The sequence below is a fragment of the Duodenibacillus massiliensis genome, from assembly GCF_928721995.1.
Lineage (GTDB): Bacteria > Pseudomonadota > Gammaproteobacteria > Burkholderiales > Burkholderiaceae_F > Duodenibacillus > Duodenibacillus massiliensis.
In genome coordinates this window covers 1,102,181-1,122,378 of the sequence record NZ_OV788642.1, presented here as the reverse complement: position 1 = coordinate 1,122,378, position 20,198 = coordinate 1,102,181, and the positions used below count along the sequence as shown (strand labels likewise).

The 20,198-nt window shown below is 58.6% G+C and carries 21 protein-coding genes and 1 pseudogene; 21 read left to right on the top strand and 1 reads right to left on the bottom strand.

Annotated features, from left to right (window positions below; all coding sequences use genetic code 11):
• The first annotated feature begins 72 nt into the window (after positions 1 to 72).
• The 15 genes and pseudogenes from NXF97_RS05095 (at position 73) to NXF97_RS05025 (ending at position 13,367) form a co-directional block, all read left to right on the top strand.
• Positions 73 to 1,098 carry an aminoglycoside phosphotransferase family protein gene (locus NXF97_RS05095; RefSeq protein ID WP_274956679.1) on the top strand — a complete coding sequence of 342 codons (1,026 nt, stop codon included), beginning with the start codon at positions 73 to 75 and terminating at the stop codon, positions 1,096 to 1,098.
• A gap of 1 nt (position 1,099) precedes the next feature.
• Positions 1,100 to 1,810, top strand: coding sequence for a sugar phosphate nucleotidyltransferase (locus NXF97_RS05090; protein WP_274956678.1), 711 nt, complete (start codon positions 1,100 to 1,102; stop codon positions 1,808 to 1,810).
• Positions 1,811 to 1,818: 8 nt separating this feature from the next.
• The gene (locus tag NXF97_RS05085; protein WP_274956677.1) at positions 1,819 to 2,877 is read left to right on the top strand and encodes an NAD(P)H-dependent flavin oxidoreductase; all 1,059 of its coding nucleotides are present in this window, start codon (positions 1,819 to 1,821) and stop codon (positions 2,875 to 2,877) included.
• Between the two features lie 16 nt (positions 2,878 to 2,893).
• Positions 2,894 to 3,529, top strand: coding sequence for a bifunctional nicotinamidase/pyrazinamidase (gene pncA, locus NXF97_RS05080; protein WP_274956724.1), 636 nt, complete (start codon positions 2,894 to 2,896; stop codon positions 3,527 to 3,529).
• Positions 3,530 to 3,634: 105 nt separating this feature from the next.
• On the top strand, positions 3,635 to 4,624 hold the full coding sequence (gene dusB, locus NXF97_RS05075) for a tRNA dihydrouridine synthase DusB (protein WP_274956676.1): 990 nt from the start codon (positions 3,635 to 3,637) through the stop codon (positions 4,622 to 4,624).
• The gene (locus tag NXF97_RS05070; protein ID WP_022372897.1) at positions 4,612 to 4,965 is read left to right on the top strand and encodes a helix-turn-helix domain-containing protein; all 354 of its coding nucleotides are present in this window, start codon (positions 4,612 to 4,614) and stop codon (positions 4,963 to 4,965) included. The genes dusB and NXF97_RS05070 overlap by 13 nt, the downstream gene beginning before the upstream one ends.
• A 39-nt stretch (positions 4,966 to 5,004) precedes the next feature.
• Positions 5,005 to 6,561 carry a bifunctional phosphoribosylaminoimidazolecarboxamide formyltransferase/IMP cyclohydrolase gene (purH, locus tag NXF97_RS05065; protein ID WP_022372896.1) on the top strand — a complete coding sequence of 519 codons (1,557 nt, stop codon included), beginning with the start codon at positions 5,005 to 5,007 and terminating at the stop codon, positions 6,559 to 6,561.
• 105 nt (positions 6,562 to 6,666) lie between these two features.
• Positions 6,667 to 7,968: a Tol-Pal system beta propeller repeat protein TolB gene (gene tolB / locus NXF97_RS05060; RefSeq protein ID WP_022372895.1), complete on the top strand. Its 1,302-nt coding sequence runs from the start codon at positions 6,667 to 6,669 to the stop codon at positions 7,966 to 7,968.
• Positions 7,969 to 8,044: 76 nt separating this feature from the next.
• A complete protein-coding gene (pal, locus tag NXF97_RS05055) occupies positions 8,045 to 8,536 on the top strand; it encodes a peptidoglycan-associated lipoprotein Pal (protein ID WP_274956675.1) in 492 nt (163 codons plus the stop codon).
• A 13-nt stretch (positions 8,537 to 8,549) separates the two neighbouring features.
• Complete coding sequence (gene ybgF, locus NXF97_RS05050; protein WP_274956674.1) at positions 8,550 to 9,293, top strand: tol-pal system protein YbgF; 744 nt, start codon at positions 8,550 to 8,552, stop codon at positions 9,291 to 9,293.
• Between the two features lie 162 nt (positions 9,294 to 9,455).
• Positions 9,456 to 11,105, top strand: coding sequence for an NAD-dependent malic enzyme (locus tag NXF97_RS05045; protein WP_022372893.1), 1,650 nt, complete (start codon positions 9,456 to 9,458; stop codon positions 11,103 to 11,105).
• A 376-nt stretch (positions 11,106 to 11,481) separates the two neighbouring features.
• On the top strand, positions 11,482 to 11,646 hold the full coding sequence (locus NXF97_RS05040; RefSeq protein ID WP_274956673.1) for a hypothetical protein: 165 nt from the start codon (positions 11,482 to 11,484) through the stop codon (positions 11,644 to 11,646).
• 15 nt (positions 11,647 to 11,661) lie between these two features.
• Entirely contained in the window at positions 11,662 to 12,072 is a 411-nt protein-coding gene (locus NXF97_RS05035) for a hypothetical protein (protein WP_274956672.1), read from the top strand.
• 4 nt (positions 12,073 to 12,076) lie between these two features.
• Positions 12,077 to 12,859 (top strand): annotated as a pseudogene (locus tag NXF97_RS05030) (segregation and condensation protein A); the annotation flags it as partial.
• A gap of 103 nt (positions 12,860 to 12,962) precedes the next feature.
• On the top strand, positions 12,963 to 13,367 hold the full coding sequence (locus NXF97_RS05025; protein WP_022372891.1) for a hypothetical protein: 405 nt from the start codon (positions 12,963 to 12,965) through the stop codon (positions 13,365 to 13,367).
• A gap of 30 nt (positions 13,368 to 13,397) precedes the next feature.
• On the opposite strand, the gene NXF97_RS05020 is transcribed toward NXF97_RS05025, so the two are convergent.
• Positions 13,398 to 14,300: a YicC/YloC family endoribonuclease gene (locus tag NXF97_RS05020; protein ID WP_274956671.1), complete on the bottom strand. Its 903-nt coding sequence runs from the start codon at positions 14,298 to 14,300 to the stop codon at positions 13,398 to 13,400.
• A 117-nt stretch (positions 14,301 to 14,417) separates the two neighbouring features.
• Here NXF97_RS05020 and rph point away from each other — a divergent pair, with 117 nt between their 5' ends.
• From rph to dcuC, 6 genes are all read left to right on the top strand, one after another.
• Positions 14,418 to 15,143: a ribonuclease PH gene (gene rph / locus NXF97_RS05015; protein ID WP_274956670.1), complete on the top strand. Its 726-nt coding sequence runs from the start codon at positions 14,418 to 14,420 to the stop codon at positions 15,141 to 15,143.
• A gap of 12 nt (positions 15,144 to 15,155) precedes the next feature.
• The gene (rdgB, locus tag NXF97_RS05010) at positions 15,156 to 15,752 is read left to right on the top strand and encodes an RdgB/HAM1 family non-canonical purine NTP pyrophosphatase (RefSeq protein WP_022372888.1); all 597 of its coding nucleotides are present in this window, start codon (positions 15,156 to 15,158) and stop codon (positions 15,750 to 15,752) included.
• Positions 15,746 to 16,903 (top strand): radical SAM family heme chaperone HemW, encoded by a 1,158-nt coding sequence (gene hemW / locus NXF97_RS05005; RefSeq protein WP_274956669.1) that lies wholly within the window; start codon positions 15,746 to 15,748, stop codon positions 16,901 to 16,903. The genes rdgB and hemW overlap by 7 nt, the downstream gene beginning before the upstream one ends.
• Before the next feature lie 4 nt (positions 16,904 to 16,907).
• Positions 16,908 to 18,116, top strand: a complete 1,209-nt coding sequence (locus NXF97_RS05000) for a murein transglycosylase A (RefSeq protein ID WP_274956668.1) — start codon at positions 16,908 to 16,910, stop codon at positions 18,114 to 18,116.
• A gap of 110 nt (positions 18,117 to 18,226) precedes the next feature.
• Positions 18,227 to 18,616: an iron-sulfur cluster insertion protein ErpA gene (gene erpA, locus NXF97_RS04995; RefSeq protein ID WP_274956667.1), complete on the top strand. Its 390-nt coding sequence runs from the start codon at positions 18,227 to 18,229 to the stop codon at positions 18,614 to 18,616.
• A 310-nt stretch (positions 18,617 to 18,926) separates the two neighbouring features.
• Entirely contained in the window at positions 18,927 to 20,192 is a 1,266-nt protein-coding gene (gene dcuC / locus NXF97_RS04990) for a C4-dicarboxylate transporter DcuC (RefSeq protein ID WP_274956666.1), read from the top strand.
• Positions 20,193 to 20,198: the final 6 nt, after the last annotated feature.

The window sequence follows — 20,198 nt, the reverse complement described above, 5'->3', positions numbered from 1 at the left end:
GTGTTGGATTCCAAAACCGATCCTGTGATTATAGGGGGGTCGGTCTTCTTTCTATCTGACAAAGTTGGGTTTATGAGCGATACGGCAAAGGGTGATGCGCGTCTGGCGTGCGCGGTTAAGTGGCTCAGGGGCCTTGATGCGGCCTACGGCATTGATACGGAATCGATTGCCCCGGCAAGCGTTGACGCGAGTTTCAGGCGCTACTTCCGAGTGAGCGGCAAAGACGGCAAAACGTTCATTGTGATGGACGCGCCGCCCGCTAAAGAACCCATTGCCCCCTTTGTCCGGATTGAAGGCCTGATGCAGGCCGCGGGCCTCAACGTCCCGCAGCTCTTTGAAACGGATGAAGCGCAGGGCTTTATTCTCATGAATGACCTCGGGCGCGAGACGTTTTTAAATGTGCTTGATGAGAAAAACGCGCCGGCGCTTTTTGATGCCGCAACCGACGCTCTGGTGCAGTGGCAGGCGGCAAGCCGCCCGGGTGTGCTGCCGGAATACGATAAGGCTGTTCTTTCCCGCGAAATCCATCTCTTTAACGAGTGGTACGTTGCCAAACACCGCAAGTTCACGATGAGCGAAAAGCAGACGGCGGTGATTGAGGCGGTCTTTGACAAAATCATTGCCAACAACCTTGCGGAAGCCCGCGTCTTCGTGCACCGCGACTTCATGCCGCGCAACCTCATGGTAAGTGACCCGCTTCCCGGCGTACTTGACTTTCAGGATGCGCTTTACGGGCACGTAAGTTACGACATCGCAAGTCTGATGCGTGACGCCTTTGTAAGCTGGGACGAAGAGTTTGTGCTCGATATCACGATCCGCTACTGGGAAAAGGCCCGTAAGGCAGGAATCCCTGTTCCGAAGGATTTCGGCAGCTTCTGGCACGACGTGGAGTGGGCCGGGATTCAGCGTCACTTAAAGGTTCTCGGGATTTTCGCGCGCACCAAGTACCGGGACGGACGGGAAAAGTACATCGCCGATACGCCGCGGTTTGTGCGCTATGTGCGGCAGACTGCGAACCGCTACGATGAATTAAAGCCCCTTAACTGGCTCTTGGACTGCTTTGAAGAAGAAAAACTTATTCAGGGGTACACATACTGAGATGCGGGCACTGATTTTTGCCGCGGGACGCGGCAGCCGCCTAAGGCCGCACACCGACTGGGTACCGAAGCCCTTGTTGCCCGTCGGAAAGTACCGGCTCTGGGACTGGCAGATTTCGGGGCTGAAAAAGGCGGGCATCACCGATCTCGTCGTGAATACCGCATACCTTGCCGACGCCTTTGAGCCGATGCCCGAAGCGTATGCCGCGCGCGGCATCACGATGAAAATCAGCCGCGAGGGCGATAAGGAAACGGACGCGCTTGAAACCCGCGGGGGGATTGCCAAAGCGCTTCCCCTGTTAACCGACGGCGTGACGCCTTTTGTCGCGGTCGCGGGTGACGTCGTGCACGACTACCCGATGGAAAGGCTCAATGCAAAAGCCGTTGAGATTGAGGCGGGCGACTACGACGCCTTTATGGTGGCGGTTCCCAATCCCGGGTTTCATGTCAGGGGTGACATGACGGTCGCCGCTGACGGCACGGTGCGTCCGGGCGCGGGGCCTCATACCTACGGCTGCATCATGGTGGTGTCGCCCAAAATTTTCGTTAACGTCAGACCCGTTGCCGCCAAACTTTTCCCCTGGATCTGGCAGAAGGCGCGCGTGCGCGCCGAGGTTTGGGACGGATTCTGGGGCAATATCGGGTCGGCCGCGCAGTACGAAGCGCTTTGTGAAGAAAACCGCACAACTCCTTTTCATCTTTTTGACGAATGACATTGCTTTTGACGCCTGAGACGGCACAGTTTCGTGAAACCTTCGGGGTGGCGCACGCCCTGATGAATGCGCCGATGGCTGATATTGCCGGGCCAGCGCTCGCGGCGGCGGTGAGTAACGCCGGGGGGCTCGGGATCCTGGCGGCTGACTTTATGACGCCTGAGGAAACGGCGGCGGCCGTTAAAGAACTGCGGGGCCTTACGGACCGGCCCTTTGCCGTCAATGTCCGCTCGCCCGCGCGCGGCGCGTTTGACGAAAAAGGAGTAGCGGAAACCGAAGAAGCGCTTGAGGCTTTAAAAGCTGATCTCGGCTGCGCAGGGGTTCGGTTTTCGCTTCCTGACTTTGAAAAGCAGCTTGACGTTTTGATTGCACTGAAGGTTCCTGCGGTGTCGGTTACCTTCGGGGGCTTACGCGAGGTCTATGCTGAAAAGCTCACAGCTGCCGGCATCCGCATGATTGCGGCCGCGACAACCTTAAGGGAAGTGAAGGTGATGCGCTCGGCTCAGGCTCACTGCATCGTGGTGCAGGGCATTGAAGCGGGCGGACCAAGGCTCAATTTTGAAGTGGCCGACACCGAAGCGCAGGTGGGGCTCATGAGCCTCATAGGCCCGGCGGCACGCGTGAGTAATGTTCCCGTTGCGGCTTCCGGCGGCATCATGACGGGCCGGCAGGCTGCGGCGGCGCTCATGCTCGGGGCCGGGGCCGTGCAGGCGGGCACGGTGTTTCTTGCGGCTCCCGAAAGCGGCGCACATCCCGCACACAAGCGGGCGCTTCAGTTTGCTTCCGACAGCACAACGAGGCTCACGCGCGTCACGTCGGGGAGACTGACCCGTGTGATCGCAAACGGCCTTATCGAAGCAGCCGAGGAGGCCCGGGCTGACCGTGCGGCTTATCCCGCGCAGCTCTCTGTCATGCGGCCCGTGGAAGTTGCGGCACGGCGGGAGAATCGGGATGATCTGATGGAATTTGCCTGCGGACAGGGAGCGTGTGAAGCGCGGGCGCTGCCTGCGGCGAAGATTGCCGAAAAACTCATCCGGGAATGCGCCGAAGCAGGGTTTGATCTCTGAGACAGCTGAACAAAAGGTGGAAAGAATGGCAAACGCACTCATTGTGGTCGATATTCAGAACGACTTTCTGCCGGGCGGAGCCTTGGCGGTTGCAGAGGGCGACGCGGTTGTGGCACCCGTAAACGCCCTGATGCCCCTTTTTGACACTGTGGTTTTAACTGCCGACTGGCATCCGGCAGATCACGCGAGTTTTGCTTCTGAGCACCCCGGAAAAGCCCCCTTTGAAACAATTGAAATGCCTTACGGCACGCAGGTACTGTGGCCGCAGCATTGTGTGGCGGGAAGCGAAGGTGCCGCCTTTGCCGCGGGGCTTAAGACGGCCCTTGCGGACGCCGTGATCCGCAAGGGCCGCGAAAAAGACTGCGACAGCTATTCAGGGTTTTTGGCTGCCGACCGTAAAACCGTTACGGGCCTTGCGGGCTACTTGCGGGAGCGCTGCGTGACCGACGTTTTTGTCTGCGGGCTTGCCACCGACTTCTGTGTCACGTGGACGGCGCTTGACGCGGCCGCGGCAGGCTTTAAGACGGCGCTTATTGAAGACGCTTCGCGCGCGATTGACACAAACGGGAGCCTTGCGGCGGCTTACACGGCACTCAGCAAGGCGGGCGTTTTGCGTACGACGGCAGCCGTTGTGACAAAAGCGCTTTCTTAACATGTGCCCGCCCGAAATTTCGTGCCTGATTTTTAGGCACGGCCAAGCACTATCCTTTACAATGAACAATCTTCTCTGACAGACGCTGACGGTTTTCGTTTTCCCATGCAGATCGGTACTTTTGTTGCTGATGTTCCGGTGGTTCTCGCTCCGATGGCGGGTGTCACCGATGCGGCGTTTCGCCGTATCTGCCGGGAGATGGGCGCGGGGCTTACGGTGGGGGAAATGGTCGCCAGTGAAGAGCGGCTCAGAGACACCCGCAAAAGCGCCGGGCGCTGGCGGGTTGATCCCGACGATCCCTTTCCCGTCATTCAGATTCTCGGGGCTGATCCCTCAGAAATGGCTGACGCCGCGCAGTACGCCGAAGCGGCGGGCGCGAAAGCCGTTGACATCAATTTCGGGTGTCCCGCGCGCATGGTCTGCGGCAAGGCCTGCGGATCGGCCCTTATGCAGTATCCGGAAACAGCAACCGCCATTGTCCGCGCGGTGGTGCAGGCAGTTGACATTCCCGTGACCGTCAAAATGCGCACCGGCTGGGACGAGGCGCACAAAAACGCTGTGGAACTGGCTGCGGCCTTTGAGGCAGAAGGCGCCCGGATGCTCACCGTGCACGGCAGAACCCGCGCGCAGCGCTTCACCGGCACGGCCGAATATGAGACCGTGCGGCGTGTTGTCCAAAGCGTGCGTATTCCCGTGATCGTCAACGGCGACGCCGACACACCGCAAAAAGTCCTTCATTTACTCAAAACCCTGCCTGTTGCAGGCGTCATGATCGGTCGGGCGGCCTTGGGTAACCCCTGGATTTTTGCCCGCACGAAAGCGCTTCTGGCGGGCGGTTCCGACCCCGGCGAGCCCGATGCAAAGGCTGTGGAGGACGTCCTTTTGCAGCACCTTGCGCTTCACACGGCGGGAGCAGCAGAAGACAACGCCCTTTTTGTTTTAAGGAGCTTCCGCAAGCACATCCCGCAGTACTTAAAGCGGCTGGCGGGCGGAGCTGAGGCCGCCCGTGCCTTTGTAAGAATCGATGATGCCGCGGAACTGACGCGCGCCGTTAAAACTTGGTTTGAAACAAATTTTTCGATATGCAGAGCCTGACAAACGAAAAAATCAACGACAATACGGGGCTGACGGCAGAAGAGGCGGAAGCCCGGCGCCTTGCGCAGCTGCGTGCGCGGCTTAATTCCCGGGAACTCGCCGAGGAATTTGCCCGCATGGTGGTGGCGCGCGTGGAAGCCTACGTTCGGGATCTGGAAGGCAACAAGGGGCTGCCGCTGCACGAAATGATTGTGACGGCTGCGGAGAGGCCGCTTTTGAAGTGGGCAATGGATAAGTGTGAGGGAAACCAGAAAAAAGCCGCGGTTTTACTCGGCATCAACCGCAATACGCTGCATAAAAAACTGGTTTTCCACGGATTTTTAAAAGATTCTTCGTTTTAGTTTTTTGTCATTTGACGCTTTTTATAAGGAAATGAAAGCATGACCAAACAGGCACTGATCAGTGTTTCGGATAAGGCCGGTGTCGCCGACTTTGCCCGCGGGCTCGTTGAGCTCGGGTATTCGATTCTCTCCACGGGCGGAACCGCAAAGCTTTTGCAGAAAGAAGGCATCCCCTGCCGTGAGGTTGCCGACTACACGGGGTTTCCCGAGATGCTTGACGGGCGCGTGAAGACGCTTGATCCGCACATTCACGCCGGGATTCTTGCACGCCGCTGCGTGCCCGAGCACATGAAGGCTCTCGCAGACCACAACATCGGTACGATCGACATCGTCTGCGTGAACCTCTATCCCTTTGAGCAGACGATTGCGCGTCCGGACTGCACGTTTGAGCTTGCTGTTGAAAACATCGATATCGGCGGCCCCACGATGATCCGCGCTGCCGCCAAGAACCACGAATCCGTCACCGTGATCGTTGATCCCACGGATTACGACAAGGTTTTAAACGCCATTAAAACGAAGGGTGAGGTCGACGCCGACATGCGTCTGGCGCTTGCGAAGAAAGTCTTTGCCCATACCGCCCGGTACGATGCAGCAATCACCAACTACCTCACAAGCCTCGATGAAAAGCGCGAAAAGACGAAGCAGTTCCCGGACGTCTTCACGCGTCAGTGGGTGAAGGTGCAGGATATGCGCTACGGCGAAAATCCGCATCAGATGGCGGCGTTTTACCGCGAATATTTCATTGCTCCGGGGCTTTTGGCCGGTTACAGCCAGCTCCAGGGCAAGGAACTCTCCTACAACAACATCGCCGACAGCGATGCGGCCTGGGAAGCGGTGCGAAGCTTCACGACGCCCGCGTGCGTGATCATCAAGCACGCCAACCCCTGCGGCGCCGCGATCGGCGTGGATGCCCATGAAGCCTATCTCAAGGCCTTTAAGACCGACCCCAAGAGTGCGTTCGGCGGCATCATCGCCTTTAACCGTGAAGTGGACGGCGCCACGGCCTCTGAAGTCGTAAAGCAGTTTGCCGAAGTCGTGATTGCCCCGAGCTTTACTGTTGAAGCCCGCGACACCTTCGCCGTGAAAAAGAACCTCCGGCTTCTCACGGTCGCCCCGGGGACGGCGCACAACGACTACGAATTTAAGCGTGTGGGCGGGGGCCTCTTGGTGCAGACCCCGGACAATCAGCTCTGCAGCGAGTCTGACCTCAAGGTTGTGACAAAGAAGCAGCCCACGTCCGCGCAGATCGCCGACATGATGTTTGCCTGGAATATCGCGCGCTTTGTGAAGTCCAACACCATTGTTTATGCGCATAACGGCATGACGCTCGGTGTGGGCGCGGGGCAGATGAGCCGCGTGGACTCCGCACGCATTGCGGCCATTAAGGCGCAGGAGTCAGGCCTTTCTCTGGCGGGGAGCGCCGCCGCGAGCGACGCCTTCTTCCCGTTCCGCGACGGACTCGATGTGATCGTTGATCAGGGCGCAACCTGCGTGATCCAGCCGGGCGGCTCGATCCGTGACGACGAAGTCATTGCCGCCGCCGATGAGCGCGGCATCGTGATGGTCTTTACCGGTGAACGTCACTTCCGTCACTAATAAGCCCGTTACGCAGGCAACCTTGTGCCGGAGCGCGCCTTTTTTGGCGGGCTTCGGCACACAAACGTAAGAACGGATTCGTTTTTGTAGCAAAAAAGGACGGATATGACTTTTCGCTTGGAGCGCCGCAGTCTTCTTTCGGCAGCCGCATCGGCCGCACTTTTAGGGCCCGCTGCCGCGGTAAACGCCCAGCTGCGCATTGAAATCACGGGCGTCGGCGCCAATCAGATTCCTCTGGCTTATGCACCCATGAACGGGGCGGCGGAAACCGGAATCGATCCGATGCGCGTGGTGGCGGCTGACTTAAGCCGCACGGGCGCCTTCCGGATTATTGTGGGTGAAGCAGAAGCCACGCTTGAAGAAAGCGTGCGCCCGAACCTGGAGTTCTGGCGGGGTAAGGAAGCCGCCATGCTCGCCACGGGCAGCATCATCCGACTTGCTGACGGCACCTGGGACATCCGTTACCGGCTTTTTGACACGGTGCAAAACGCCGAAGTCGACCGCGGGCAGTGGATTACCGACAACCGGCAGCTCAGAATGACCGCGCACCGCATTGCCGACCGGATCTACACAAAGCTCACCGGGCTCGGGGCCCTTTTTGCCTCGCGCCTGGCGTACGTGGCTGAGTACAGTAAAAAGAGTTTTGAACTCATTGTCGCCGACAGCGACGGCGCCAACGCCCTGCCGGCGCTGAAAAGCCGCGAGCCCATCATTTCTCCGGCGTGGAGCCCTGACGGCAAGCAGCTCGCGTACGTCTCCTTTGAAGCGCAAAAGCCCGTTGTCTACATCCATACGGTTGCCACCGGCCGCAGAAGGGTGCTTGCGAACTTCCGGGGCAACAATTCGGCCCCGGCCTTCAGCCCCGACGGCAAGAAGGTGGCGCTTGCGCTTTCGCGCGACGGCTTTACGCAGATTTTCATGATCAACACCGACGGCACCGGCGTGAGCCGTTTCTCGCACTCCTACGCGATTGACACGGAACCGGTGTTTTCTCCGGACGGCAAGTACATTTACTTTACGAGTGACCGCGGTGGCTCGGCGCAGATCTACCGCCAGGCCTTGGAGGGCGGCACGCCGGCTGAGCGGGTCACGTTCGGTGCTGATTACGCGGTAAGCCCCGCCTTAAATCCCGATGGGACGGTGCTTACTTACGTCACCCGTGTGGCGGGCCGGTTCCGCGTGACCGCCATGGATCTGGCAAGCGGCCAGGAAATGATCCTCACCAATAACGCAGCCGATGAAAGCCCGTGTTTTTCGCCCAACGGTCAGATGATCGTTTACGCCACGGAGCGCGCCAAACGCGGCGTTTTGGCAACGGTGAGCACCGACGGCGCCGTGCACGCGTGGCTTACGGGCCCCGCGGGCGACATCCGTGAGCCCACCTGGGGCCCTCTGATCGTTGATTAATAAGAATTTTGTAAAATCAGAAAATTGAGCAGGCGGCTTAGCCCGCATCAAACCAACCGCAAAAGGACGCATTATCGTGAATCGTATCGCTAAGACAATTTCAGCCGCAGCGGCTGCCGCGCTTTTACTGCTCACCGGCTGCTCCACCGTTGAGCTCGACGAGTCTCTGAAGGAAGGCACGACTCAGGCCGAAGCCAACGCCAAGGCCAATGCAGCCGATGCCGAAAGCACCCGCGCCACATCCGAGCACTCCGTTTACTTTGCCTTTGACAGCTACAGCGTCGAAGACAAGTACCTCCCCGTGATTGAACGCAATGCCCGGCGTCTTATCGCCAACCCGAGCCAGAACGTCACGATTGAGGGCAACACCGACAGCCGCGGCAGCCGCGAGTACAACCTCGCGTTGGGCCAGAAGCGCAGTGAGGCGGTCAAACAGCGCCTGCAGCTTCTGGGCGTTCCGTCTTCGCGGATTGAAGCCGTGAGTTTCGGCCGCGAAAAGCCCGTGGATCTCGGTGAAAACGAAGAAGCGTGGGCCAAGAACCGCCGCGCCGACGTGATCTACCGTTAACCGGACATTTGTCATGCAGATAAAGCAGAAATTTCTCACCGCCGCTTTCCTGGGCGCGGTTTTGACCGGCCTCTCAACCCCGTCATTTGCTCTTTTTGGCGACGATGAAGCCCGTAAGGCGATTCTGGAGCTGCGGGAAAAGGCGCAGACCATGCAAAACGCCCAGATGCAGCTCGTGCGTGAGATTGAGATGCTCAGAAGCCAGAATGCGGAACTCACCGGGCGCGTTGAAAAGCTCACCAATGACCTCGCGCAGCAGCAAAAGTCCGTGAGGGACCTTTTCGGCAACCTCGATAAGCGCACCGCCGCCTTTGAGTCGCAGCTGGAAAGCGTCGACGGCAAAAGTATCACGGTAACCCCGGAAGAGCGCCGCCGTTATGACCTGGCGCTGCAGCTTTTTTCCGACGGCTCCTACGCGCAGAGTCATAAGATTCTTGAAGGGCTCATTGACGACTACCCCAAGACCGGTTACATGCCCGCCGCCCTTTACTGGCTCGGTAACGCCATGTTTGCGCAGGGACAGTTTACGGATGCCGTTGAAGTACAGAAGCGCCTGATCGCCGCTTTCCCGCAGGACGCGCGCATTCCTGAGGCGAAACTCTCGCTTGCCGCGGCACTTGTGAACCTCGGCAAGAAAAAGGAAGCCACCGAAACGCTCAAGGGCGTGCAGAAGGACTATCCGGATACGGAAGCGGCAAAGCTTGCCGGTGAACGCTTAAAGGCGCTCACCGCAAAGCCCAGATCCGGGCGGAAATGAAATTAGAAGTGCTATAGGACGGGTTAGTCCGCAGTTATCGCTCAGAGTACAGCAAGCTCCGGGCGATAAAATCCCCTTACTTTTTTGCTGAGCCCCATGTCCGCAGGGAGTGGGCGCGGGCTCAGACCTCGGATACTCCCCACTGTTTGAAAAGAACTTTTTATGACGACAAATCAGGGAAATCAGCCCCGCGGTGTTGCCGTTTTGCGCAACCCGTGGCTTAACCGCGGTTCGGTGTTTACCGAAGAAGAACGTGACCGTCTGGGACTCAGAGGCCTTCTGCCTCCGCGCGTTTCAACCTTTGCCGATCAGGTGAGCCGCTTAAAGGAAGTGATCGACAGCGAAGCTGCGCCCATCAACAAGTACCTCACGCTTGAGAGCGTGCACGCAAGCGACGAAGCCCTGTACTTCCAGCTTGTGATGGAAAACGTTGAAGAGTACATGCCGCTCATTTACACCCCCACGGTCGGTGAAGCGTGCCAGAAGTTCAGCCACATCTTCCGTTATGCCCGCGGCCTCTACATTTCAAGCGAAGACCGCGGCCGCGTGCGCGAACTCGTCGCCAACGTCCCCAACCATGACGTTGACATCATCGTCGTGACCGACGGCCAGCGTATTCTGGGCTTGGGAGACCTCGGTGTGAACGGCATGGGGATCCCCGTCGGTAAGCTCGCCCTTTACACGGCCTGCGCGGGCGTCAATCCGCAGCGTGCGCTTCCGGTGACCCTCGACGTCGGCACCAACAACGAAGAGTTTTTGAAGGATCCGCTGTACATGGGGCTGCGTCAGCACCGTGTTACCGGTCCCGAATACATGGCGCTCGTTGAGGAATTCATCACCGCCGTGCGCGAACGCTGGCCCAACGTGCTGATTCAGTTTGAAGACTTCCAGAACACCAACGCCTTTGCGCTGCTTGATGCCTGGCGCGACCGCGTGACGTGCTTTAACGACGATATTCAGGGTACGGCCGCCGTTGTGGTGACCGGTCTTTACACCGCCGTTCGTGCCTTAAAGCAGAAGCTTTCCGATCAGCGCATTCTCTTCCTCGGCGCAGGCGCTGCCGCCACCGGTATCGCGCATCTGATCGCCGACGCCATGGCCGAAGACGGCATTGACCGCAATGAGGCCTTAAAGCGTATTGCGCTCTTTGATTCCAAGGGCCTTGTTTCCAGCACGCGCGGCGACAAGCTTGCCCCGAACAAGGTGCCGTTTGCTCAGGCCTACGAAAACACGACGGACTTTGCCCAGGCTATCCGCCAGCTTAAGCCCACCTGCATCATCGGCGTGAGCGCCCAGGGCGGCGCCTTCACCGAAGACGTTGTGAAGGCGATGTGTGAAGTGAACGCTCGGCCCATGATCTTTGCGCTTTCCAACCCCACCTCCAAGGCCGAATGTACCGCCAAGCAGGCCTACACGTGGTCTGAGGGCAAGTGCCTCTTTGCCTGCGGCTCGCCCTTTGCGCCGGTTGCCGTCGGCAACAAGACCTTCGTGCCGCGTCAGGGCAACAACAGCTACGTGTTCCCGGGCATCGGCTTCGGCTGCATCTTTGTGCGCGCAAAGACCATTCCGAACCAGATCTTCCTCACGGCCGCAAAGACCCTTGCAAACCTCGTGAGCGAAAGCGATCTCGCCAACGGCAGCCTCTATCCGCCGCTCTCGCAGGTGCGTGAGCTCTCGGCACATATTGCCGTGGCGGTGGCTGACTACTGCTTCAAGAACGGTCTTGCCCAGGTTGAGCGTCCCGCTGACCTTGATAAGGCTGTGCGCGAAGCCATGTGGCAGCCCACGGATCCGAAGTTCGTGTTTGAATAAAAACCGGACCGTCCTTGCGCCTGCGGGCGCAGAGACGGAAAGCGGCAGAGTACGCCCCTTGCAAAAGGACGGCGGCTCTGCCGTTTTTCTTTTGCGGGAGTTGTTGTGCCTCAGTCAACTGCCTGCCGTACGGTACCCGCCGTCCGGGTGTGTTTCTTTTGCGGCAGTTTCAGAGGCGCAAAGCCAGGCCATTGCTGCTGCTCTTTCCCGGTTGGGACAGTCGATTTCGGCATACCCGTCGGCCGTCACAGAATTTCTCGCATTCCTCCCGGGGCTTGAGCCCCGGGAGGAATGCGGGCTTTCGAAATTTTTTAATCTTGGAGCAAACGCAGCCAACCCATGCACATAGTTTTCGCTTAAGGTATATTCAGCCGCTATGAAATCGCGCACACGGTCCTTTGTCATCGAGCTGGGCCTGAAAACCGGAGAGGATCAGGAAAGTGCGCTGGAGACCTACTTCTCCGATGCATGCCAGCGCTTCAATGCTGTTCTTGGAACGGCAAAGAAACGCGTGCGCGCCATGAAAAGCACTGAAGCATGAAAGCTCACGGCCGCGATGCCCAAGGGCAAAGACCGCAACAAGCGGTTTAAGGAAATTCAGAAGTCCGCCCGCCTTTCCGAGTATGCCCTGCATGATGTCGTGAAAGAGCACCGTGCCAAGGGCGGCTTTACAAAGCGCATCGGCATCAACGAAGCGCAGAAAATTGCCACACGTGTCTGGCAGGGCATTGAGCGCTGGCTGTTTCATCAGGGCGGTCAGCCGCGGTTTAAGAGTGCTAAACGGGGCTTGCACAGCGTTGAGGGAAAATCAAACAAAACAGGGTTGCGTTGGAAGGCTAAGACGTGGACGCTCGAGGTTAAGGGAAGGACAGCGGGATTGCCTGCCGCTAAAATCCCGAGTGCTTTACGCGCCTTTCTCAAAAAATCGTTTCTCAACCGTGAAAACACTCGCGCCCGACACAATTGATCAGATGTTCCGCACGCCCGGCGAAGGGATGGACGGGGCGTTGGCGCATCTGTACGGTGAGCCGCTTTTTTCCGTGCCCGAGGGGCTTTACATCCCGCCCGACGCGCTCGAAGTGTTTTTGGAAAGCTTTGAAGGGCCGCTTGACCTCCTGCTTTACTTGATCCGCAAGCAGAAGTTTGACGTGATGGACATTCCCATGGCGCTTTTGACCGAGCAGTACATGGCCTACGTTGAACTCATCCGCAAGAGTAACCTGGAACTGGCCGCCGACTACCTTGTGATGGCCGCCAACCTCATGCACATCAAAAGCCAGCTGCTGCTGCCTGTGACGCGCATTGACACGGGCGAAGAGGTGGAGGACCCGCAGGCCGAGCTTGCCCGGCGGATCATCGAATACGAAAAGATGAAACTTGCGGCGCAGGACCTGGAGGCAATGCCGCGGTGCGGTCGCGACTTTCTGCGGGCTTTTGTGAAAATCGAGCAGGAGCAGTTTCAGCTCCTGCCGCAGGTTTCGCCCGACGATCTTGCCGCAGCCTGGGCCGGGGTTCTGGCGCGGGCCAAACTTAAGGTAAGCCACACCGTGCAGCGGCAGGAACTTTCGGTGCGGGAGTTCATGAGCGCCATTCTCAAAAAACTAGCCGCGCACGCCTTCATGGAATTTCATGAGCTCTTTGAAGAAGACGCGGGGATGGATGTGGCCATCGTCAATTACCTCGCGCTTCTGGAACTTGCGAAAGAAGGTCTGGTGCGCATCACGCAGGCTGCGCCCTTTGCACCCATTTATGTCACGGGGGCACTTACCGAGGCGAAGAGTCACCTTCTGGAAACCGTGCGCCCTGCCTTTGAACTCACGGCACCCATGGGCCGTACCACGCCGCAAGGAGAAGGAAATGGCCTGTAAGTACTGTGCTGACTATATTGCCCGGGGTCTAAAGGACGTTGAGAATTTTGAAAAGGCTTGTGAGGCCTTGAGGCTCGATCCCCATAAGCAGAGTGACTGGGAGGCCATTGTCCGCGCCATGGTGATGATCGGGCAGTTCGGCACGATCCGCCTGGCAAGACGGTTTCCTTTCGTGACTGATGAAAAGACCTTCCTGATGGTGGCGCGCACCGCGCTTAACTTTTACTGGATGACGCTTGACTTCTGGGAAGACAAGCTCGTCATTGAACGGCAAAAGCGCAAAGAGGCCGATGAAAAGGCGGCAGCCGACCTGCAGGCGCATATCGACGCCAAAATCAAAGAGCATGAAAAAGCCCGGGCAGCGTTTCTCGAGCAGTTCCGCATCAAGGGGTAAGTGCTCGCGCCTGCCGGGCCTTTGGCCGAGTTACTGCAGATTCTGAATCTGCTCGCGCATCTGTTCAATCAAAAGCTTGAGGTTGACGCTGGCGTCGGTCATTTCAATCGTGGCGGCCTTTGAGCCCAGGGTATTGGCTTCGCGGTTCATTTCCTGCATCAGAAAATCCAGGCGTTTGCCGACGGCGCCCCCCGCCTGAAGGACCCGGCGCACTTCGGCGGTATGGGTCTTTAACCGGTTGATTTCTTCGTCCACGTCGACTTTAAGCGCGTAAAGCGTCACTTCCTGGCGGATACGCTCACCGGCTTCTTCGCGGGTAAGCGCAGACTTGGCGGCTACGGGCCCGGCAAGGGCTTCCTCGAGGCGCTCGGTGAGCTTCGTTTTCAGAGCCGCGACAATCTCAGGCATTTTGACGCGCACGCCCTCGGCGATTGCATCAATCTTGTCGCAGTAGCCCGTGAGGACCACGGACAGGGCCGCACCTTCGCGCTCGCAGGTTGCACTGAAGGCTTTCAGCGCCTCGGCCACAAGCCCCGCAACGGCTTTACTTAACGCCTCGTTATCAACGGCTTCGGTTTTCACCACGCCGGGGTAGGCAAGGATTTCCGCCACTGACATGGGGCGCGCTTCAGGCAGAATCTCAACAACCGACTGCTGCAGCTTTTTAATGAGAGTCAGGGCCTCGGCCGACACAGAACTGCCGTTTTCGGTGAGTTCTGCGGTGAGGTTTGCGCGTACCTCAAACTTGCCGCGGGCGACAGACTGCGTTACAAGCGTTCTTACGGCCTGTTCCGCCGGGCGCAGTTCATCGGGAAAGCGCACCTGCAGATCGAGAAAGCGGGAATTAACGCTTCTGAGTTCAACGGTTACGTGTCCGAGCGCGCAGGGTCCCTGCGCGATGGCGTAACCGGTCATGGAACGAATGCCGGGCATGGTTGTCCTTTCGGAAAAGTATTGGAAATTGCCGCGAATTGTAAGGCCGGCGGCACGGGTGAAGGCATCGTTTTGCGGGCGTGTTAGCATGAGCGGCACTTCCAACCGGAGAAATCAATGTCGTCTCGTCATGACGGTCGGCGCGCCGATGAAATGCGCCCGCTTTCCTTTGAACGTCATTACACCTGTTACGCCGAGGGGAGTGTGCTGGTGAGTGTAGGCCGCACCAAAGTGCTTTGTAACGCCACGGTAACGCCGGGCGTGCCGCGCTTTATGAAGGACAGCGGCGAAGGCTGGGTGACGGCGGAATATTCGCTTCTGCCGCGATCGACCGCCACCCGTACGGACCGCGAGGCTGCCAAGGGTAAGCAAAGCGGCCGCACGATGGAGATTCAGCGCTTAATCGGCCGCAGCCTCAGAGGCATCGTTGACCGTAAAAAGTTGGGCGACTTCACGGTCACCGTGGACTGCGACGTGATTCAGGCCGACGGCGGCACGCGCTGCGCCTCGATTTCAGGAGCCTACGTGGCGTTGGCTGATGCCGTTAACGGCATGCTGAAGGCGGGCCTTATCAAGGAAAATCCCATCCGCGAGCAGGTTGCGGCGGTCAGTGTCGGAATCAGTAACGGCATGCCTGTGCTTGACTTTGACTATGTTGAAGACAGCACCAGCGGCACCGACATGAATGTGATCATGACCTCAGGCGGCGGATTCGTGGAAATCCAGGGCACGGCTGAAGGCATGCCCTTTACCCGCACGGAATTAAATAGTCTTCTGGACCTCGCGGAAAAAGGCTGCCGCGAGATTATGGCCAAACAGACTGAGGCGCTTGCCAAAGCGTAAGGAGCAGCAGCGATGAATGAACTTGTACTTGCGTCCGGCAACAAAGGAAAACTGCGTGAATTTAACGCCCTTTTCGGTCACAGAAGCATTAAGGTGCTCTCTCAGGCCGAGCTTGGCGTCAAGGCAGCCGAAGAGCCCTTTAATACGTTTGTGGAAAATGCGCTTGCCAAGGCCCGCAATGCGGCGCGCCAGACGGGTCTTCCGGCCATGGCGGACGACTCCGGCATCACCGCGGAGGCACTTAACGGTGCGCCGGGCGTACACAGTGCCCGTTATGCCGGGGATGCTGCGGACGACACCGCCAACAACCGTAAGCTTGTTGCCGCGCTGGCAGGAAAGACCGACCGCCGCGCGCACTACACCTGCGTGCTTGTGGCGGTTAAAAACGCGGATGACCCGGAACCGGTGATCGTTGACGCACGCTGGGACGGGGAAATTATTGATACGCCGAAAGGCACCGGGGGCTTCGGCTACGACCCGTATTTTTACCTTCCTGACTTCGGGCGCACGGCTGCGGAACTTACGGCCGAGGAGAAAAACGACGTAAGCCACCGCGGGCGCGCCATGCGGCTCATGCTTGAAGAATTGTCGGACAGGTGGGGATGGTAGCCGCGGGTGTTGAAAAGGAGCCTGCGGCACTTTACGTGCACTGGCCCTGGTGCGTGCGCAAATGCCCGTACTGTGACTTTAATTCCTTTGCCTGTGCGGGGAAGATCCCCGAAGGGGCGTACATTGATGCGCTTTTAAAGGACCTCACGCATGCGGTAAAAGACCTTGCCGGCCGGCCCGTAGCCACCGTTTTTTTCGGGGGCGGCACGCCAAGCCTGATGTCGGCCGCGGGCTTTACGCTTCTCATGGATGGAATCAGAAACCGCGTCACGCTCCTGCCAGATGCGGAAGTGACGCTTGAAGCCAATCCCGGTACGGTGGAAGCCGCGCGCTTTGAGGCCTACGCCAAGGCGGGCGTGAACCGCTTCTCCATCGGTATTCAGAGCTTTAACGACACGTATCTTGCAAAGCTCGGGCGCATTCACACGGGGGCAGAGGCTCTTCACGCCGTCAAAGCGGCGCGCGATGTGGTGGAAAATATCAATCTTGACGTGATGTTTGCCCTGCCTGGGCAGACCGTCGATGAACTCAAGGCGGATCTTGAGACAGCGCTCTCGCAAAACACCACGCACCTGAGTTTTTACGAACTCACGATCGAAGAGGGAACCGCTTTCGGAAAGAGACCTCCCGCGGGGCTGCCCGACGGAGACCGTGCCGCCGATATGGGGCAGCTCGTGCACGAGACGCTCACGGGCGCCGGCTTTTCGCACTATGAGATTTCGGGGTACGCCAGACCAGGGCGCCGATGCCGGCACAATCTCACGTACTGGACGTTCGGGGACTATCTCGGCATAGGCGCGGGCGCACACGGCAAAGTGACGCGGGAGGGCGCAGTGATCCGCACCGTCAGAGAAAGTAATCCCCTTTTGTACATTCAAAGCGTCCTTGAGGGGAGGTCCGAAAAAGAGCGTCGTACGGTGGCACGAGAAGACCTGCCTTTCGAATTTATGTTAAATGCGCTCAGGCTCACCGACGGCGTCCCCGCGCTGCGGTGGACGCAGACAACGGGGCGACCTTTGACGGACATTGCTGCGACGCTTACGGCACTTCGAAAGGAAATGGTTCTCACGGACGATATCGGCCGGATTGCTGCGACCGAGCTCGGACGGCGTTTTTTAAGTGACGTACAGGAACGGTTTTTGGAAGAATAGGTTTATGCAGGCTCTTCTACAGCGTATCGGTTTTGCGGCCGCAGCGTGCGCCGCGCTTTTCATTGCCGGGTGTTCCACGGCGCCCAAGGGCCCTCTGGGGCCCGACGGCAATGCGTTGCCTGAAAACGTCGTGACAACGGCAGCCGCGTACTTTATGCCGGCGGACTTTAATGCGCTTCCTGCGGTGCGGCCTGCGGACTGGACCAATGCGCTCACGGCCTTCCGCGCCTCCTGCACGGTGATGGGGCAGGAGAGTCTTTGGACGAAAGCGTGCGCAAACGCACAGTTTGCAACGGACGAAACGGCCGAGAGCTTTTTCAGTACCTATTTTGAGGCCTATGAGGTGATTTCCCGCGAAAAGGCGGCTTCGCCCACGGACACGGGTCTTATGACCGGCTACTACGAACCGATGCTCCGGGGCAGCCGCCGTGCGCACGGCCCCTACCGCTATCCGCTCTACGGGGTACCCGAAGATCTCATCACCGTGGATCTCACATCACTGCACCCGCAGTTAAAGGGCCTGCGGCTTAAAGGGAAGGTGGTCGGTAACCGGCTTGTACCCTACGACACGCGAAGAGAAATCACTGCCAAAAAGGACGTGAAGGCCCCGGTGCTTTGCTGGGTGGACGATCCGGTGGATGCGTTTTTTCTGCAGATTCAGGGGTCAGGCCGTGTGCTTCTAGATGACGGCACCTGGATGCGTGTGGGCTACGCCGATCAAAACGGGCATCCTTACCGCGCAATCGGAGGGTGGCTTATCGAAAACGCAGGGCTCACCCGCGACGAGATGAGCATGCAGCGTATCCGCCGCTGGGTGCGGGAAAACCCAAAGCGCATGCGCGAACTCTTAAACACCAATCCGAACTTTGTGTTTTTTGAGGAACGTGTCGGCATGGGCGAGGCGGACGGCCCCCTGGGGGCTCAGGCCGTGCCGCTCACGCCCGGGGCGTCTGTGGCGGTGGACCGCCGCTACTGGAAGCTGGGGGTGCCCTTTGTGACGGAAGTGACGCAGGACAATCCCGCGATGGCTTTTGCGCGCCCCGTGATTGCGCAGGATACCGGGGGCGCGATCCGCGGCGTGATCCGCTTTGACTACTTCTGGGGCTTCGGGGATATTGCGGGCGCTCAGGCCGGGCGGCAAAAGAGCCGGGCGCATGCCTGGGTGCTCGTGCCCCGCGGCATGAAGCCTTCTGACATTATGATGGCCCGTTAAGGCGGAATAACCCGAAGGAAATGAGGGTTATGGCTCTTTATAATCTGCGCACCTGAAATTTTTCGGCCTGCCGGCATTGAAGTCCGCGGGCTCCGTGGAGACAAAACACTATGTCTGAAAACGCAACCCAGACCCGGGCGCAGACGGCCCCCGCAGCCCCCGAAGCGGCGCCTGATCCCATCAAGTTCACCGACGCCTGCGTCGCCAAGGTAAAGGAACTCCTCGCTGAAGACGGCAATGCCGGCATGATGCTGCGCGTCTTTGTGCAGGGCGGCGGCTGTCAGGGCTTTCAGTACGGTTTTCAGTTTGAGGAAAAGCCCGGTGAAGACGACACCGAGATCGTGCGTGACGGTGTGACGTTCCTCGTTGATTCCCTGTCTTTCCAGTACCTCGTGGGCGCTGAAATCGACTACAAGGACGACCTTGAAGGTTCTCAGTTTGTGATCCGCAATCCCAATGCCGTGACGACCTGCTCCTGCGGCTCGTCTTTCTCGGCCTAAAGAGCCTTTTTCGGGCGGGTTTTGTCCCGACCCAGTGCAAACCCGTGCGGTTTTCCTGCGTCGGCGCAAGAAAGCAACACGGGTTTTTCTTTTTCGGATCGGCTCTGTAATAAAAAGTTTCAATCCGTGTAGAATGGTTCGCGTTGGATGTTTACCTTAGGTCTTATCCCAACATTTTCTGTGTCGACTTAGGGTAAACAACAGGCCGGGACCCGCGTGGATAAGCTTCCGTACGATTTTCGGCCGGCAGAAGCAGGTGTTTTCCTCGCTTGTTTCTGACGCAAAAAATGAAAACACTATCGGAGGAACTATGACCTTAACCGCTTGGATTGCCATAGCAGTCATTCTGGTGACGGTTTGGGCGCTCATTAAGCGCTTTGAAACGCGACTTACGCTGATTGCCGCCGGCCTGTTTCTGTGCGTGATCAGCCTTGACCCGATGATGGGTCTGAATCAGTTCGCAAAGTCCATGACGAATAATTCCCTCGTGATGGCAATCTGCGGCTCGATGGGCTTTGCGTTTACCGCCAGTTACGCTCAGTGCGACCGCTCGCTCGTGCATTACCTCTCCGCCCCCGTGCGCGGCCTCGGTATCTTCCTGATTCCGGTCTGCACCGTGATCACGTTCTTCGTAAACATTGCCATTCCCTCGGCCGCAGGCTGCGCCGCTGCCGTCGGTTCCACGCTCATCCCCGTGATGTTGCGCGCCGGCATTAAACCGGCTGCCGCCGCTGCCGCTGTTTTGGCCGGTACCATCGGCTCCTACCTCTCGCCCGGTACGTCGCACAACCCGTACGTGGCGAAGATGGCCAACATGGACGTGATGGACTTCATCGGTTTCCATTCCTACTATTCTCTGATGTGCGGTGTGATCGTCACCGTGGGTGTCCTGATTGTCTGCCTCGTGCTGCGTGACAACAAGGGCGACACCAACGCTCAGGTTGACGAATCCAAACTTCAGAAGGGCGACTTCAAACCGAACCCCCTCAAGGCTCTCGTCATGCTTGTTCCGATCACGATCCTCGTTGTCGGCAACATGTGGGTTCCCGCCATCAAGATGGGTGTGGCACAGGCTATGTTGATCGGCGCGATCGCCGCGCTTGTGGTTTCCCTGTCCAATCCGCAGCAGTTCTCCAAGGAGTTCTTCAACGGTATGGGTAAGGGCTACGCCGACGTGATGGGCATCATCATCGCGGCAGGCGTGTTTGCCGCCGGTCTGCGAGCTTCCGGTCTTATCGACGTGTGCGTTGACGCTCTGAAGCATTCCAACGAATTCGCCCGCTGGGGCGGCGCTCTCGGTCCGTGGATCATGGGCGTTCTCACCGGTTCCGGCGACGCTGCAACGCTTGCCTTTAACGAAGCCGTGACGCCGCATGCGCCTGAATTCGGTATGAGCATTCACGGTCTGGGCGCCCTGGCGTTCCTGACCGGTGCTCTCGGCCGCACGATGTCTCCGCTTGCCGGTGTGACGATTCTGGTTTCCGGTATCGCCATGGTAAGCCCCGTTGAAGTCATCAAACGTACGGCGATCCCCTGCACGATTGCAGTGCTCGCGTGCGCCATCCTGATGGTCTAAACGCAA